24 protein-coding genes are annotated in these 15510 nt (G+C 30.8%); 19 read left to right on the forward strand and 5 right to left on the reverse strand.

The window, feature by feature from the left end:
• Nucleotide 1 precedes the first annotated feature (1 nt).
• The 16 genes from rplB to rplO are packed head-to-tail and all read left to right on the forward strand — an operon-like array spanning nucleotide 2 to nucleotide 6851.
• Nucleotides 2-847, forward strand: coding sequence for a 50S ribosomal protein L2 (gene rplB, locus EXC51_RS02840; RefSeq protein WP_129620418.1), 846 nt, complete (start codon nucleotides 2-4; stop codon nucleotides 845-847).
• Entirely contained in the window at nucleotides 847-1125 is a 279-nt protein-coding gene (rpsS, locus tag EXC51_RS02845; protein WP_129620419.1) for a 30S ribosomal protein S19, read from the forward strand. The genes rplB and rpsS overlap by 1 nt, the downstream gene beginning before the upstream one ends.
• Nucleotides 1125-1466 carry a 50S ribosomal protein L22 gene (rplV, locus tag EXC51_RS02850; protein WP_318024502.1) on the forward strand — a complete coding sequence of 114 codons (342 nt, stop codon included), beginning with the start codon at nucleotides 1125-1127 and terminating at the stop codon, nucleotides 1464-1466. The genes rpsS and rplV overlap by 1 nt, the downstream gene beginning before the upstream one ends.
• A 1-nt stretch (nucleotide 1467) precedes the next feature.
• A complete protein-coding gene (rpsC, locus tag EXC51_RS02855) occupies nucleotides 1468-2142 on the forward strand; it encodes a 30S ribosomal protein S3 (RefSeq protein ID WP_129620421.1) in 675 nt (224 codons plus the stop codon).
• Nucleotides 2120-2545, forward strand: coding sequence for a 50S ribosomal protein L16 (rplP, locus tag EXC51_RS02860; RefSeq protein WP_129620422.1), 426 nt, complete (start codon nucleotides 2120-2122; stop codon nucleotides 2543-2545). Before rpsC ends, rplP begins: the two co-directional genes overlap by 23 nt.
• The gene (gene rpmC, locus EXC51_RS02865) at nucleotides 2545-2736 is read left to right on the forward strand and encodes a 50S ribosomal protein L29 (RefSeq protein ID WP_129620423.1); all 192 of its coding nucleotides are present in this window, start codon (nucleotides 2545-2547) and stop codon (nucleotides 2734-2736) included. The genes rplP and rpmC overlap by 1 nt, the downstream gene beginning before the upstream one ends.
• Before the next feature lie 2 nt (nucleotides 2737-2738).
• Nucleotides 2739-3005 (forward strand): 30S ribosomal protein S17, encoded by a 267-nt coding sequence (gene rpsQ, locus EXC51_RS02870; protein ID WP_129620424.1) that lies wholly within the window; start codon nucleotides 2739-2741, stop codon nucleotides 3003-3005.
• 2 nt (nucleotides 3006-3007) lie between these two features.
• The gene (gene rplN / locus EXC51_RS02875; RefSeq protein ID WP_129620425.1) at nucleotides 3008-3373 is read left to right on the forward strand and encodes a 50S ribosomal protein L14; all 366 of its coding nucleotides are present in this window, start codon (nucleotides 3008-3010) and stop codon (nucleotides 3371-3373) included.
• Between the two features lie 13 nt (nucleotides 3374-3386).
• Entirely contained in the window at nucleotides 3387-3716 is a 330-nt protein-coding gene (gene rplX, locus EXC51_RS02880) for a 50S ribosomal protein L24 (RefSeq protein WP_187468999.1), read from the forward strand.
• Between the two features lie 2 nt (nucleotides 3717-3718).
• Nucleotides 3719-4264 carry a 50S ribosomal protein L5 gene (gene rplE / locus EXC51_RS02885; protein ID WP_129620427.1) on the forward strand — a complete coding sequence of 182 codons (546 nt, stop codon included), beginning with the start codon at nucleotides 3719-3721 and terminating at the stop codon, nucleotides 4262-4264.
• Complete coding sequence (locus EXC51_RS02890) at nucleotides 4264-4449, forward strand: type Z 30S ribosomal protein S14 (RefSeq protein ID WP_129620428.1); 186 nt, start codon at nucleotides 4264-4266, stop codon at nucleotides 4447-4449. Before rplE ends, EXC51_RS02890 begins: the two co-directional genes overlap by 1 nt.
• A 2-nt stretch (nucleotides 4450-4451) precedes the next feature.
• Nucleotides 4452-4847: a 30S ribosomal protein S8 gene (gene rpsH / locus EXC51_RS02895; protein ID WP_129620429.1), complete on the forward strand. Its 396-nt coding sequence runs from the start codon at nucleotides 4452-4454 to the stop codon at nucleotides 4845-4847.
• 8 nt (nucleotides 4848-4855) lie between these two features.
• Entirely contained in the window at nucleotides 4856-5395 is a 540-nt protein-coding gene (rplF, locus tag EXC51_RS02900; protein WP_129620430.1) for a 50S ribosomal protein L6, read from the forward strand.
• A 21-nt stretch (nucleotides 5396-5416) separates the two neighbouring features.
• Nucleotides 5417-5767, forward strand: a complete 351-nt coding sequence (gene rplR / locus EXC51_RS02905) for a 50S ribosomal protein L18 (protein WP_129620431.1) — start codon at nucleotides 5417-5419, stop codon at nucleotides 5765-5767.
• Nucleotides 5767-6408 carry a 30S ribosomal protein S5 gene (rpsE, locus tag EXC51_RS02910; protein WP_129620432.1) on the forward strand — a complete coding sequence of 214 codons (642 nt, stop codon included), beginning with the start codon at nucleotides 5767-5769 and terminating at the stop codon, nucleotides 6406-6408. The genes rplR and rpsE overlap by 1 nt, the downstream gene beginning before the upstream one ends.
• 2 nt (nucleotides 6409-6410) lie before the next feature.
• Entirely contained in the window at nucleotides 6411-6851 is a 441-nt protein-coding gene (gene rplO / locus EXC51_RS02915) for a 50S ribosomal protein L15 (protein WP_220096534.1), read from the forward strand.
• Between the two features lie 41 nt (nucleotides 6852-6892).
• On the opposite strand, the gene pip is transcribed toward rplO, so the two are convergent.
• The 4 genes from pip to EXC51_RS02935 form a co-directional block, all read right to left on the reverse strand.
• Nucleotides 6893-7837 carry a prolyl aminopeptidase gene (gene pip / locus EXC51_RS02920; RefSeq protein WP_129620433.1) on the reverse strand — a complete coding sequence of 315 codons (945 nt, stop codon included), beginning with the start codon at nucleotides 7835-7837 and terminating at the stop codon, nucleotides 6893-6895.
• Nucleotides 7830-8876, reverse strand: a complete 1047-nt coding sequence (locus tag EXC51_RS02925) for an aminopeptidase P family protein (RefSeq protein ID WP_129620434.1) — start codon at nucleotides 8874-8876, stop codon at nucleotides 7830-7832. Before EXC51_RS02925 ends, pip begins: the two co-directional genes overlap by 8 nt.
• 116 nt (nucleotides 8877-8992) lie before the next feature.
• On the reverse strand, nucleotides 8993-9313 hold the full coding sequence (locus EXC51_RS02930; protein WP_129620435.1) for a hypothetical protein: 321 nt from the start codon (nucleotides 9311-9313) through the stop codon (nucleotides 8993-8995).
• 113 nt (nucleotides 9314-9426) lie between these two features.
• Complete coding sequence (locus EXC51_RS02935; protein ID WP_129620436.1) at nucleotides 9427-10233, reverse strand: hypothetical protein; 807 nt, start codon at nucleotides 10231-10233, stop codon at nucleotides 9427-9429.
• Between the two features lie 444 nt (nucleotides 10234-10677).
• Here EXC51_RS02935 and EXC51_RS02940 point away from each other — a divergent pair, with 444 nt between their 5' ends.
• The 3 genes from EXC51_RS02940 (at nucleotide 10678) to EXC51_RS02950 (ending at nucleotide 13581) form a co-directional block, all read left to right on the forward strand.
• Nucleotides 10678-11622 (forward strand): LacI family DNA-binding transcriptional regulator, encoded by a 945-nt coding sequence (locus tag EXC51_RS02940; RefSeq protein WP_129620437.1) that lies wholly within the window; start codon nucleotides 10678-10680, stop codon nucleotides 11620-11622.
• 62 nt (nucleotides 11623-11684) lie between these two features.
• A complete protein-coding gene (locus EXC51_RS02945; RefSeq protein WP_129620438.1) occupies nucleotides 11685-12761 on the forward strand; it encodes a potassium channel family protein in 1077 nt (358 codons plus the stop codon).
• Complete coding sequence (locus tag EXC51_RS02950) at nucleotides 12754-13581, forward strand: deoxyribonuclease IV (protein WP_129620439.1); 828 nt, start codon at nucleotides 12754-12756, stop codon at nucleotides 13579-13581. Before EXC51_RS02945 ends, EXC51_RS02950 begins: the two co-directional genes overlap by 8 nt.
• Before the next feature lie 292 nt (nucleotides 13582-13873).
• Here the strand turns inward: EXC51_RS02950 and EXC51_RS02955 are convergent, their stop codons facing one another.
• On the reverse strand, nucleotides 13874-15505 hold the full coding sequence (locus EXC51_RS02955) for a hypothetical protein (protein ID WP_129620239.1): 1632 nt from the start codon (nucleotides 15503-15505) through the stop codon (nucleotides 13874-13876).
• Between the last annotated feature and the right edge of the window lie 5 nt (nucleotides 15506-15510).

A 15510-nucleotide genomic window follows, 5' to 3' on the forward strand; every position in this document is an offset into this window, starting at 1 on the left:
TATGGCTATTAAGCACTATAAACCTACGACAAATGGTCGTAGAAACATGTCTACTCTTGATTTTAAACAGAACTTATCAGGTCACGCTCCTGAAAAATCACTTCTTGTGAATTTAAAAAACAATGCAGGGCGTAACAACCAAGGTAAAATTACTGTAAGACATCATGGAGGACGTGTTAAACGTTTCTACAGACTTGTAGATTTCAAACGTAATAAAGATAACATTCCTGCTACAGTAAAAACAATTGAATATGATCCAAACAGATCAGCAAACATTTGTTTATTAGCTTATGCAGATGGAGAAAAAAGATACATTTTAGCTCCTAAAGGTATCAAATTAGGACAAGTTGTTGTTTCAGGTCCTGAATCAGATATCGTTGTTGGTAACTCATTACCACTTGCAAACATCCCAGAAGGAACATTTGTACACAACATTGAAATGCAACCAGGAGGTGGAGGTATTATTGCACGTAGTGCTGGAACTTCTGCTCAAATTCTTGGTAAAGATGAAGATGGAAAATACGTTGTTTTAAGATTAAAATCAGGTGAAACACGTCGTATTTTAGCTCGTTGCCGTGCAACAATTGGAGTTGTTGGGAACGAAGAACACTTACTTGTAAACGTTGGTAAAGCTGGAATTAACAGACACAAAGGAATCAGACCTACAGTTCGTGGATCAGTTATGAACCCTGTAGACCACCCACATGGAGGGGGAGAAGGAAAACAACCTGTTGGACGTAAAGCTCCTCTTACACCATGAGGTAAAAAAGCTCTTGGAGTTAAGACAAGAAAAACTAAGAAATCTTCAAACAAATTAATTTTAAGAAGAAGAAAGGATGCTAAATAATGGCACGTAGTCTTAAAAAAGGTCCATTCGCTGATGAGCACTTACTTAAAAAAGTAGATGCTATTATATCAGGTAAAGCACCTAAAAAACCAATTAAAACATGATCAAGACGTTCAACAATCTTCCCAGATTTCGTTGGACTTACATTTGCAGTGCACAATGGAAAAGTATTTAACGAAGTATACGTAACAGATGATATGGTAGGACACAAACTTGGTGAATTCTCACCAACAAGAACCTTCTCAGGTCATGGTGCAGATAAAGGTAAGAAAAAATAATGGCACAACAAGCAAAAGCACACGTTAAATTCCAAAGAGTTAGCGTTTCAAAAGCAGCTTTAGTTGCTAACTTATTTAGAGGACTTGATGTTGTTAAAGCATTAGGAATCCTTAAAAACACAAACAAAAAATCTGCTCCAATTTTCGTTAAATTATTAAACTCAGCAATTGCAAATGCTACAAACAATCATGGTATGGATGCTTCAAAATTATTTGTTAAAGAAGTTTATGTTAATGAAGGTCCAACTCTTAAAAGATTCCAACCTAGAAGTCAAGGTAGAGCTTACTCAATTTTAAAACGTACATCAAATTTATCAATAACATTAGAGGAGAGAAATTAATATGGGACAAAAGGTTAATCCAAATGGTTTTCGTTACGGAGTAACTAAAGCACATAACTCAACTTGATTTGTTGGTAAAGAGCAATTCGGAAACTACTTAGTTGAAGATGCTAAAATTTACAAATTCTTTGATAAATTAGTACGTCAATACCAAATCGGAAAAGTACAAGTAAAAAGAACACAAGATAACAAAGTAACAGTGTATATTCACACAGTTAAACCTGCTGCCGTTTTAGGTCAAGAAGGTAAAAACATTCAAGAATTAACTTTAAAATTAAAGAAATTCTTAAAAAACAGAAACTTAAATGTTAATTTACAAGTTGTAGAACTTGCAAACCCAGATCTTAATGCAAAATTACTTGCAGAAATGATCGCAACTAAATTAGAAAACCGTGAAAGCTTCCGTTCAGCTCAAAAAATCGCTATCCGTAGCGCACTTAGAGCTGGAGCAAAAGGAATCAAAACAGCCGTTAGTGGTCGTTTAAACGGTGTTGATATGGCTCGTACAGAAGGATATTCTGAAGGAGAAATGAAACTTCACACACTTAGACAAAATGTTGACTATGCAACAGCAACAGCTAGAACAACATATGGTGCAATTGGAATTAAAGTTTGAGTATCATTAGGAGAAATTTTGGAAGGAGAAAGAAAACATGCTTCAACCAAAAAGAACTAAATATCGTAAACCATTTTTAGTAAACCCAAACAAACGTAAAGCTCATAAAGGAAACACAGTATCATACGGTGAATTCGGACTTCAAGCCGCAACACCTTCACTTATTACATCAAGACAAATCGAATCAGCTCGTATTGCTGCTACACGTAGTCTTGGACGTGAAGGACAAGTTATTATCCGTATCTTCCCACACTTTGCTAAAACATCAAAACCTATTGGTGTTCGTATGGGATCAGGTAAAGGTGCTCCAGAATTATGATATGCATCTGTAAAAGAAAATACAGTTATGTTTGAAATTGGTGGTGTTTCAGAAGAAAGAGCTAGAGAAGCTCTTAGACTTGCAGGTCACAAACTTCCAGTTAAATGAAAAATTATTACAAAGAATCAAGAAGGAGATAAATAATGTTATACAAAGACATTAAAGCTAAATCAAGAGAAGAGTTATTAAAACTTGTTAATGATTTAAAAGCAGAACTTTGAACTTTAAGATTCAAAAACTCAACAGGTAGTTTAGACCAAACACACAAAATTTCAAGTATCAGAAAAGACATAGCAAAAGTTCTTACAGCATTAAATGAAAAAGGAGCTAAATAATTATGGAAAGAAATACAAGAAAAACCTTAGTTGGTACAGTTGTTTCAGCAAACAAAACACCTAAAACAATTATTGTTGCAGTAGATACATACAAAAAACACCCACTTTACTCAAAACGTTATAAATCAACAAAACGTTTCGCAGTTCATGATGAAAACCATGTAGCAAAATTAAATGATATTGTTGTTATTATGGAAACAAGACCTTTATCAAGAACAAAACGTTTTAGATTAGTAGAAGTAAAACAATCAGCACAAGGAGATAATTAATAATGTTATTAGAATTATCAAAAGCAAACGTTGCAGATAACTCAGGTGCTAAAGAAATTGGTGTTATTCGTATCTTAGGTGGATCAAAGAAAAAAGTTGCAAAAATTGGTGATGTTGTTGTTTGTTCAGTTAAAAAAGCTATTCCTAATGGAAACGTTAAACAAGGTCAAGTTGTAAAAGCTGTTGTGGTGCGTTCAAAATACGGTATTGCTCGTGAAAACGGGTCATACATTCGTTTCGATGAAAATGCTGTTGTATTACTTAAAGAAGATGGAACACCACGTGGAACACGTGTGTTTGGACCTGTTGCACGTGAAATTCGTGAAAAATACCCTAAAATCGTTTCATTAGCACCAGAAGTGCTTTAATTAAGGAGTTATGATGAAAGTTAAATTTAAGAAAAATGACGAAGTTATCGTAATTGCTGGAAAAGAAAAAGGGAAAACAGGAAGAATTGAAAAAGTATTACACAAAGCAAACAAAGTTATTATTAAAGACTTAAACATCGTTACAAAACACAACAAACCTTCACAACAAAACCAAGATGGTTCAATCTCAAACATCGAAGCTCCAATTCACGCATCAAATGTTGCTATTTTAGTTAAAAAAGCTAGCAAAGATAAACCTGCTCAATATTCAAAAATTGGTTACTCATTAAACAAAGATGGCAAAAAAGTTAGAATTGCTAAAAAAACTAAGAAGGAAATTTAATTATGTTAAAACAAGTTTATTTAGAAAAAGCAGTTCCTGCTCTTAAAGAAAAATACAATTATTCTTCATCAATGCAAGTGCCAAGAATTGAAAAAGTAGTAATCAACATGACAGCTGGTAAAGAAGTTTCAAACTCAAAAGCTATTGAAGAAGTTCTTAACGAACTTACATTAATCTCAGGACAAAAACCATATCAAACAGTTGCTAAAAAATCAAACGCTTCATGAAAACTTCGTGAAGGAATGCCAATGGGTGGAAAAGTTACACTTAGAAGAGAAAGAATGTGAGAATTCTTAGACAAATTAATTAATGTTGCTATGCCTAGTATTCGTGACTTCCGTGGAGCAAACCCTAAAGCATTTGACGGAAGAGGAAATTACTCATTAGGAATTAAAGAGCAAATTATCTTCCCAGAAATTGAATTTGATAAAATTCGTCGTATCAAAGGACTTGATGTTATCATCGTAACAACAGCAAAATCAAATGATGAAGCAAAAACACTTCTTGAAAACATAGGAATTCCATTTGAAGGAAAGGGAGTTAAATAATGGCTAGAAAAGCATTAATTGAAAAAGCTAAACGTCACCCTAAATTCTCTACACGTGCATATACACGTTGTGAATTGTGTGGACGTCCACATGCAGTTTTAAGAAAATATAAAGTATGCCGTATTTGTTTTAGAAACCTTGCACATGAAGGTAAAATTCCAGGCATTAAGAAAGCGAGCTGATAATTATGTTTATTACAGACCCTATTTCAGATTTAATCGTTCGTATTAAAAACGCGAACATGAGAAAACACAAAACTGTAGAAATTCCTTACTCAGGAAAAAAAGAAGCTATTGTTAAACTTATTCAAGAAGAAGGATACATTTCATCATACGAAGTTACAGGTGAAAAAACAGAGAAAAAACTTGTTGTGTCATTAAAATTCAAAGGTAACCAAGCTGCTATTAAAGATTTCAAAAGAGTTTCAAAACCAGGAATTAGAGTTTACTACAAATCAACAGAAATTCCTTCAGTACTTTCAGGATACGGTACAGTAATTATGTCTACATCAAAAGGTCTTATGACAGGAAAACAAGCTAAGAAAGAAAATGTTGGTGGTGAAGCTATCACCATCATTTGATAGGTAATAGTATGTCACGTGTTGGAAATCGTGTTTTAACAATTCCTGCGGGAACAACTGTTACAGTAGATGGACAAAAAGTTACAGTATCAGGAAAATTAGGAACTCTTGAAAGAATTTTTAGCGATAAAATTACAGTTAATGTAGAAAACGGACAAGTTACAACTACTCGTGCAAACGAAGAAAAACACACAAAACAATTACATGGAACAACAAATGCTCATATTGCGAATATGATCAAAGGTGTTTCAGAAGGTTTCAAAATTGAACTTGACATTAAAGGGGTTGGGTACAAAGCAACTCTTGCAGGTAATGTTTTAGAAATTGCTGCTGGATACTCACATACAGTAAAATTACAAGTACCAAGTGATGTTACAGTTAAAGTTGCAAAACCAACAGAAGTATCTGTAGAAGGTATTGACAAACAAAGTGTTGGACAATTTGCATCAATCGTTCGTGCTGTAAGAAAACCTAATGTTTACTCAGGTAAAGGTATTTCTTATAGAGGAGAAAAAATTAGACGTAAAGAAGGGAAAACAGCTTCTAAATAATTTAGAGCTTAGGTATTACATATGGCAAACTTATCAAGAAACGCTGCTAGAAAAGTTAAACACGTTCGTTTACGTCAAAACATTTTTGGTACAGCAACAAAACCTCGTTTAAGTGTGTTTAAATCACACCAAAACTTCTATGCTCAACTTATCGATGATACAAAAGGTGTTACACTTGCTAGTGTATCAACATTAAAAGATTCAAAATACAGCGGAAACATCGCTGCTGCTAAAGAACTTGGACTTGCTATGGGTGACAAAATTGTTGCTCTTGGAGTTAAAGAAATTGTATTTGACCGTTCAGGTTACTTATACCACGGTAGAGTTAAAGCATTTGCAGATTCAGTAAGAGAAAAAGGAGTTAAGTTCTAATGGAAAACCAAAAAGAAACAAAAGTTGCTGCTGGAACACAAGAAGTTACAGCTAAAAAACAACCAAGAAATTCTTTTGCTAAAGATTCAAACAAAGAAACAAAACCTCGTTCAAATCGTTCAGAATTTTCAAGAAAACCTCGTAAGTCAAGAGCAGAACAAGCAGTTTCAGAATACTCTGAAAAAGTTATCGATATTGCTCGTGTTACAAAAGTTGTTAAAGGTGGAAGAAGGTTTAGTTTCTCAGCATTTGTTGTTGTTGGAAACAAAAAAGGTAGCGTTGGATATGGACATGGTAAGGCAAATGAAGTTCCAGATGCAATTAAAAAAGCTATCAAAGATGCACAAAACAACTTAGTAGAAGTTCCAGTTTTAAATGGAACAGTACCACACGAAACAAGAGCAAAATTCTTATCATCAAAAGTTATGCTTAAACCTGCACCTAAAGGGAAAGGGCTTATTGCTTCTGGAACAGTGCGTGCAGTTGTAGAACTTGCAGGATACTCAGATATCGTTACAAAAACATACGGTTCACGTTCAAAAGCTAATACAGTTAAGGCTGCTGTTAAAGCTTTACAAGAACTTAGAACACCTGAACAAATTGCTTTTATTAGAGATAAAGATGTAAAGGACTTAATATAATTATGGCTATTAAATTACATTCACTTAAATTCACAGAAGGTTCAAGACCAGAAAAACACCGTAAAGGTCGTGGACACGCTGCTGGAAAAGGAAAACAAGCTGGTAAAGGACAATCAGGGCAAAACAAACGTAAAGGACACAGACTTGGATTCGAAGGGGGTCAAACACCATGATTCCGTCGTATTGGTAAACGTGGATTCACAAACGTAAATCACGTTGAATATCAAGTAGTTAACCTTTCAGATATTCAAGAAAGATTTAATGATAATGATGTTGTTTCAGTTGAAACATTAAAAGCAAAAAACTTAGCAAAAAGAAACTTACCTGTTAAATTACTTGCAAATGGAGAGTTAACTAAAAAAGTTACAGTTTCACTTCACAAAGTAAGTGCAGCCGCAAAAGAAGCAGTAGAAAAAGCTGGTGGATCAGTTAACGAATTATAATTATCCAAATTCAAATCAAACCAATTAAAAAACAAAGCTAACTAACTAGCTTTGTTTTTTAATTGCTCTAAAATATCTTTAAGGGCGAACAAGTTAGATGAATCTAAAAGCGAATGCCCTGCCATGTGGTTGTAATAAGTTTTAACATTATCGAGCTTTTGCTCTAATAAATAAGCTCCAATTAAACGAGTATCAATGTCAAAATGCCCATGAATAATATAGGTTGGTATATGTTTAAATTTATGTGCATTTTCTAAGATATAGTTATCGCTTGATAAGAATGATTTATTATAAAAATAATGGCTTTCTAAAAGAGCTAGATCATAAGCTTCCTGCTCATATTCTTTTTTAAAATCACGTTTTCTAACACTAACAAGAGAAAATTCTCATTTATAAAAATCAAGAGCTAGTTTTTTTCTATATTCAAGATCAAGCTTTTTATTCGTTAAAGCTTTATAATACTTAGCAATATTTGTTCTTCCTTTTAAATTAGCTACTGCATTTTGAAATGCTTCATATTCTTTAGGGAAGAATCAATTAGCACCTTTTCCTTCATAAAGAAAATCCACATCTTCTTGACGCGCTAAAAACACACCTCTAAGTATCATTGTAGCAACATTTTGTGGGTATTTAATGGCATACATTAAAGTTAATGTTGTTCCCCAGCTACCACCAAAAATTGTTAATTTATCAAGCTTTAAATGCTTTCTTAAAGCTTCCATATCTTCAACTAATTGGTGTGTATTATTGTTTTTTAACTCTAAATGTGGAGTGCTTTTTCCGCATCCTCTTTGATCAAAAAATATGTATCTAAAGAATTTAACATCTAAAAAATCTGTTATTGCAGTTGGAGATCCGCTACCTGGGCCACCATGGACTACTAAAATAGGAAAACCTTTTGGATTACCATATGTGGCATACCACATTTTGGTTTTTGAATCAAGCTCCAAATAGTTTTCCTTAAACTTTACGTTTTTATTATTCATTTGGACGAGTTAATACTCTGTGTCCATTTTCAGTAACAAGAACATCATCTTCAATTCTTGCACCACCAAGTCCTTCGATGTAAATACCAGGTTCAACAGTAATAACCATTCCAGGTTCTAAAACAAAATTAGAAGTTGCACCAACATTTGGATATTCGTGCACATCAATTCCTAATCCATGACCTGTTGAGTGAACAAAGTATTTCCCATACCCTTTTTCTGCAATGTAATCACGGCAAATTTTGTCAATTTCACTTGTTTTAATACCAGGACGAACTGCTTTTCTACCAGCTGCAGCCGCCTCTTTTACAATATTAAGAATTTCGACCATTTTAGGATCTTTAGCATTTTCTTCTCCGCCTAAAATAATTGTTCTTGTAATATCAGCTGTATATCCGTTATATTCACCACCAAAGTCTACTTTTAATAAAGTGTTGTTTTCAATAACTTTATCAGTTGGATGATGGTGTGGTTCAGCACTATTTGCACCTGTTGCAATAATTTCTGTGAACCCTTCTTTTTGACATCCATTAAGTTTTAATTGGTAATTTAAATAAGCTGCTGCTTCTTTTTCAGTTACACCAGGTTTTAATCACTCCATAAGTTTGTCATAAGCTTTTAATGAGATATTAATAGCTTTTTGAAGTGTTTCAATTTCTTTTTCATCTTTCACAATTCTAAGTTCTTGTGCATCTACTCAGTGAATTTGTACATCTTTACCTGTGTAGTATAAAATACGATCTTGCACTTGTTTTACTAAATAGTTATTGTCAAGAGCAATTTTCTTAAATCCTTTTTTAGCAAATCATTCCTTTGTAGAATTACCTTGCATTAACACAATATCAACGTTTTTAGCGTGATTTTGTGCGTATTCAATATACCTTCCATCTACGAATAATGTAGCTTTATCTTTTTCTATAACAATTAAACCATCTGAGGTTTGAACACCAGCAAATCATAATCTAGTTTGTGGAGCTTCAGAAATATAAGCATCTACGCTATGCTCTGTAAAAAGCTTGTCTAATCTTGAACGATTCATTTTTCCTCTTTTCTAATATCATTAATTTAATAATATTATACATAATATTATTAAAAGCATTTTTAAGGGCAAGAAAAAACGTAAGACTAAATAGTCTTACGCAAACTAACTAAGTTTTATTTTTCTTCTTTTTTCTTATTTAAGAATTTAGCAAGTAATAAAATTAGCATTAATAATGTACCTGCTAAGCAAGCTGAAAGAATAGCAACTAAAATATTTCTATTTCTGTGTTCTGCAGCTAACTGTTCTTTTAATGTATCTTTTTCTTTTGAAAGTGATGCATTTTTAGATTCTAAAGTAGCTAATTTTCCTTTTGATTCTTGAGCTCCAGTAAGATCGTTTTTAAGGCTTTCTATTTCTTGTTTTTGAAGGTGTAAAATTCTTCTAATTCCGTCTTTGGTGTCTTCATTATCAGCGATTCTTTCTTTTGAACCCATACCTTCTAAGATTTTGTTAATTTCAGCTTTTAAATCAGTTCCTTTTGTTTCCAGTGCAAGAACTTTATCTGTAGATGCTTTAAGATCGTTTATTAATTTTTGTTTTTCAGCATCTAATTCTTGAGCTTTAGTGTTAACTTTTCTTTAGTCTCTTTTAATTCATCATTTGCATCTACTCATTTACTTGAGAAGTCAACAGAAAGATTTTCTAAGTAAGCTGATGTAAAAGTGTAGTTACCTGGTTCATCTTCACTTTCTGCAAATAAGTCAAAAATTTCTGAATCAGTTCAACCTAATTTTTTTCTTTCAGTTTTTATTTCTTCGACATATTGCTCTTTTTTAGCTCTTTCTTCTTTTTGTTGAGTTTCTGTTTGTTTTAAAGATTCAAGTAATTTTTCGTATATTTCTTGTGTCTTACGTCTTTCTAACTGTTGTTCTTCTGTTAAATTTTCACCTTCTGTTGGTACAACTTTATATTTATCAACAACAGATGCTAAAGCTTTTGCTTTATCTAACTCTTTTTGTGCATCTGAATAAATACTAGTTGCAAAGCTAAAAGTCTGAACAAGTCTTTCTACTACACCTGCTTTTATAAATGCTGGAGCATCAGATAAATCTTTATATTCTTTTGCAGCTTCATCAAAAGATGTTTTCGCATATTCCATTTTCTGTTTTTGAAATTCGATGTATTTTGAATTTAATTCCACAATGTGATCAGATTGGAATTTTGTAAAAACTGGAGTTAATTGTGATTCAACAAGTCTATCAAAACTTGTTTTAGCTTGATCTATTTTCCCTCTCATTTCTGCAATCATTGCGTCTTCTTCAGTTGCTGGTGCAGCTGCTGAAATGGCCATTGCAGCAACCGGTGCTAACCCTGTAACTGACAATGCGCCTAAAAATAATTTTCTTTTTAACATTTTTCCTTCTCTCATACTTTTTTTATGTTTTACGATAAAAAATTTGTATTTATTAAATTTAAAATATGGTTACCTTTTTCAAAAATAAAGTGTTTTTATTGTATCCATATAATTAAATTATAGAACTATACAAATAATCTTGAAGTTTTTGCAATTTATATGAAAAAATATATTAATTTCACATAATAAATTTTAAATTTTTTGTTTTTAACTCTAAAAAAACAGTTTAACCTTTTGCGTCTATATTTCAGTACTAAAAATGTTATTTCTAAAAATAAAAAAAGATTTTGATTTTTTATAGTTTAATTTTATAAATTTGTAAAAAATAACAAAAGTTGATTTTAATTTCTAATTGAGCTCAAATATCGATAAAAAGGTGAATTTTTTAAAAAATAATGAAACTTAAAATATGGAAATTTTCCATAATTTGTTAAAATTCATTTTATGAAAAAACAAATTTCTTATAAAGATATATCAGAGATGGCGGGTGTATCAATATCAACTATTAGTAGATGTTACAATAATGGATATGTATCAAAGAAAACAAAAGAAAAAATTGAATCAGTAGTAAAACAACATAGATATTACCCAAATCATGGTGCTAGAATGATTAGAGGTAAAGATCACTCTGTTTTTGTTATTATGCCTGAATGAGAACAAAATGTCTCATTAGCAATTACTAGCGGTATTGTGCAAGCATGTAAGAAAAATGGAAGAAGAGTAAATACAACTTATACAGGTATTTCAACAGAAGAATATATTGAAACAATTAGATATATTCTTTCATGAAGACCTACTTCTATTGTTCTTTTTGTGGCTAATTATGATATTAAATTATTTGATTTTTTAAAGGACATTGATGATGTTTCAATTGTCGTATTTGGACACGAAGTGCCAGGGCTTAATTGAATCAAAGTAGATGAGAAAAAAGGTTTTGAAGAAGTTACTCTCAAATTCATTAGAGAAGTGCAAGATAAATCAAAAATCTTATTCCTTGCTGATAAGAAAATCAATTCACAGCAAATGCAAGAACGTTATGAAGGGTTTGTACAAAGCTGTGAAGCTTCAAATGTTGAATACATTAGAAAAGAAGTTAATACAAAAGATGGAAATGATCTTAACTCAATTATTCGTTTCATTAGAGCTGAGGGCATATCTAATGTAGTGTGTTCAAGTCATGAAATTTACATTGTGCTTGCAAACTTAGCTGGAAATAGCTTAAGATTAACTGACATTGGTTATAAATCAATTTACGATTACATCAAGCATTACAAAGCTAAAGTGTTTATTGATTACCCACTTATTGGCGTAGAAATTGAAAAGATGATTCTTTTAAACAATGTTGATGGAATTACACAAGAAAAGAAAATCAAAGCTAGAATAATTTAAAAAATGCTAATTAATAGCATTTTTATTATTTATATTATTAAAATTATGTAAGAAAGTAAAAAATGAAATTAACAAATTTTTTAAAAAAATATTTTAATTTGGAAATTCTATCTGACATTGTTTGATCTAATCCAGAAATTAACGAAAAATATGACAAAATCAAAAACGAAATTAAATTTGCTAAATTAAGTTATGCTTGTTTAATTGTTTTTGTATGTTCGATTTCGTTTGCGTCTTTATTTAACTTAAATAGTTTAGGATCATTTGGAAAAAGTTTAGTGTTTATTGGACAAATCTTATCATTTTTCGTCTTTTGCTTTGATTATTGTGCACACTTAATTACGTATCGTTTTAAAGTTACTAGCCCATTAAAAATTAAGTACTCGCTTTTATTTTTCCCAATTAGTTTTATTGGAATCTTGCTTCTGCTTTGTGTGTTCAGTTCAGTGCACGCTCTATCCTTAATTGGTGTTAATATGGATGGAAAAGGATTCTTTGGAGTCCTAAAAGGACTTAACATTTTAAAGATTTTTAGAATCTTTTTAGTGTTTAAGCTTATTGCTCCATTTAGAATCATTATTAATGTATTTGAAAAACAAAGAAAACTTCTTACTTACATTTTCCTTTTTATTATTATTTTAATTATCCTTTTTGGACTTATTATTTGAAATAATGAACTTGAGTATGTAAATCAATTACGTGAGAATTTCTTAGATGATAATGTAAAATCACAAAATAACACAATCTTTATTTTTGCAAATAAAGAATTTGCTAATAAAGAAGCTGCAATTGAAGCGGCTAAAAACTCTGCTGATTATCAAGCAATTGGAGCTGGATATATTGATAATTTTATAGATGCTATTTACTTTTCAACAATTACTTTAACAACTATTGGTTATGGAGATTTTTCACCACATGCACCAATTTCAAAAGCATTAGTAAGTGTTATGGCTCTTTTAGGGCTAGCTATTATTGCAATTCCTTCCGGGATCATCGCTGGTTCTTTCTTAACAGATATTCAAAGTCATTTACAAAACAAAAAACCAAGCAAGCTTTTTGGTAGAAAAAATAAAGAAGAGCCCAAAGAAGAAAATAAAGAAATTCAAATAAAAGAAAAGGAAGAACAAAAAAATGATTAAATTAGGAAGCCACGTTTCATTTAAAAAACCTGATTATCTTCACGGTGCAGCTGCTGAAAGTTATTCAAATAAAGCTAATACAATGATGATTTATTTAGGGGCTCCACAAACATCAAAAAGAGTGGATACTTCAGAATATCAGTTAGATAAATATGAAGAACTTTTTGAAAAGTATATTGCAAAAGAAGATATTATTGTGCATGCACCTTATATTGTTAATCCAGCTAACCCTGAAAAAACTACCTTTGCATGTAATTTCTTAATTGAAGAAATTCAAAGAATGAACTATATTGGTGCTAAATATTTAGTATTACACCCAGGAGCATATACAGTATTTTCACCTCAAGAAGGTCTTGATACTCTAATTGAAAACCTTCAATATATTTTAGAAAATACCAAAGATGTTGTTATTTGCATCGAAACAATGAGCGGTAAAGGAACTGAAATTGGTATTGACTTTGAGCAAATGAGATATGTTTTAGACTGAATTAATAATGATAGAGTTCAAATTTGTTTAGATACTTGTCATGTTTGAGATGCTGGATATGACATTAAAAATTACGAGAAATTTAAACAAGAATTAATTGAATGAGATTTACTTAAACACATCAAAGTTATCCATTTAAATGATTCAAAAAATGACAAAGGATCTCAAAAAGATCGCCACGAAAATATTGGTAAAGGAAAAATCGGACTTGAGACATTAAAAGCAATTGTGCATGATAAAGATTTTGACAATATCCCAATTATTTTAGAAACACCATGAAGCGATTTTGGACCAATTTACAAAGAAGAAATCGAATTATTACTTAAAAAATAGTGTTTATACAAAAAGTTGTAAATTATTAAACGAATTGTCACTCTTGTTTGTTTCTTTTAATATAATTATATTGAATTCTTAAGAATTCAACACAAGCAGTTTTGATATTAATTATTGAAATAAAATTCAAGTATTGAATTAACAAAATCAATTAATTGTGTATGTTAGTTTTTGGTTTTACAAATTCAATATTTGTGCTGCCGCACGGGCCTTCTTTTCTTTCGCAGAAAAGAAGCAAAAGAACTTCAAAATTCATAAAGAAATTGTTGATTATAAAATATGTTTTGTGATATTAGTTGTCAATAAATGCAACTTTATCTTTTCACTCTATATCTTTTTCAAGTAAGTTATAAAGTTTTAACAAAATTTCTTCACTTCTTTCAAGTATTTTGATTATCTTTTGTGCATTTTCATTTTTGAGAATTTCGTCGGGAAAATGTCTTAATTGTGACTGTGCTAAAGTGAATTTTCTAGAATTTACAATTGCCTTTGCAATCACATGTACTTGTGGGATAGAAATATCTAACCCTTTAGCTAAAGCATAAATTTCGGTTTCATTCAATTCAGATTCTTCAACTACTTTTGCAATATATTTCTTATTATTGATTTCGAAATATAAGTTTTGGTTTACATCTAAACATAAATTAATATCTTTTCCGCTTTGTGAAAAAAACATTAATCTTTTATTATGTTCGTCGTAAGGGGCGAGCATTTTATTTTTATACATAACGACTCCATTATTTACTCTTCTTCTAATTCTTAAAGAAAAATCGTAAATATTTGAACTAGGATCGTTTTTGATAAATTTGCTTTCTTTATTACCTTCTGTTTTTTGAAAATGTCTATTATATTCATCAATAATTTCTTCGCTTCTTTTATTTAACTTTTCAATAGAATCAATACCTTTATTTTTAAATAAATAAGGGTAATAATTTTGAGCACTAGCAAAAGATCTTTCCACATTTGGCTTATCTTTAGGGTTAGACGACACAAATAAAGTAATTCCTCTATCGATTAAAGCCTCTTCAAACATTGTGTATGTTTTTTCCGAACCTCAAAAAGTTCTTCTACGATCTGTTGTTATATTTGAAGGAAATCCATATTTTTTAAAGAGTTTATCAATTAGCTTTTGGTATCCCACATTTGTTTCTTGCTCTTCACATTGAAGTTCAAGTAATTTACCTGTAGCTGAATCAATTGCGTGGTAAATGAAAACTTTTTTATCCCCGAAAAATATTTCTTGACAAGCATCTAATTCAACATTTTCACCAAATTTTAAATGTATATTTTTAGCTTGATAAACGCTTTTTCTTTTCTTCTCACGTTCATCTATTTCTAAAGAACCAATTCTTGTGAAAAGTGAAGTTTTTTCACCAATTTCTTGTTCAAGCAATCTTCTAATTTTTCTAGATTCTCTTTTACCTTTTCTTGTCATTTGGATGTTAATGAAACCTTGCTTTTTAACTCTTCTAAAAGCTTGTGAATAACTAATATTAAAACTTTGTTTTACTTTTTCATAATAATAAAGTCAAAAAGGAGCGGTGTTAATAGTTGCTTTTTTAGGAAAAAATTCTTCAGAAAAATCGTAATAATCACACATAATTTTATTTATAGTTTCATCATTATATTTGAGTGCATTTTCATTTTTTCTACCTTTGTGAGCAACGTTAAAAGTACCATTTTCTATAAATGGTTTTATTTCTTGTTTGTATCTAATTATTGTTCTGACGCTGACGTGATACATCCTAGCAAGTTCTTTGTTTGTTCTTTTGTTTCAAAACCTTATAATACCTGCTATTATTTGAGCCTTTCTTTCTTCGTAATAGCTCATTTTTTTATGTGTTGTTATTTTAAACACACCCATAGTCACTCCTTTATCAATTAAAATTTTATCTAAGATGTAGATTTTTAATTTAAAACTCAAGGGTG

The sequence above is a fragment of the Mycoplasmopsis gallinacea genome (assembly GCF_900660495.1).
GTDB classification, from domain to species: domain Bacteria; phylum Bacillota_I; class Bacilli_A; order Mycoplasmatales; family Metamycoplasmataceae; genus Mycoplasmopsis; species Mycoplasmopsis gallinacea.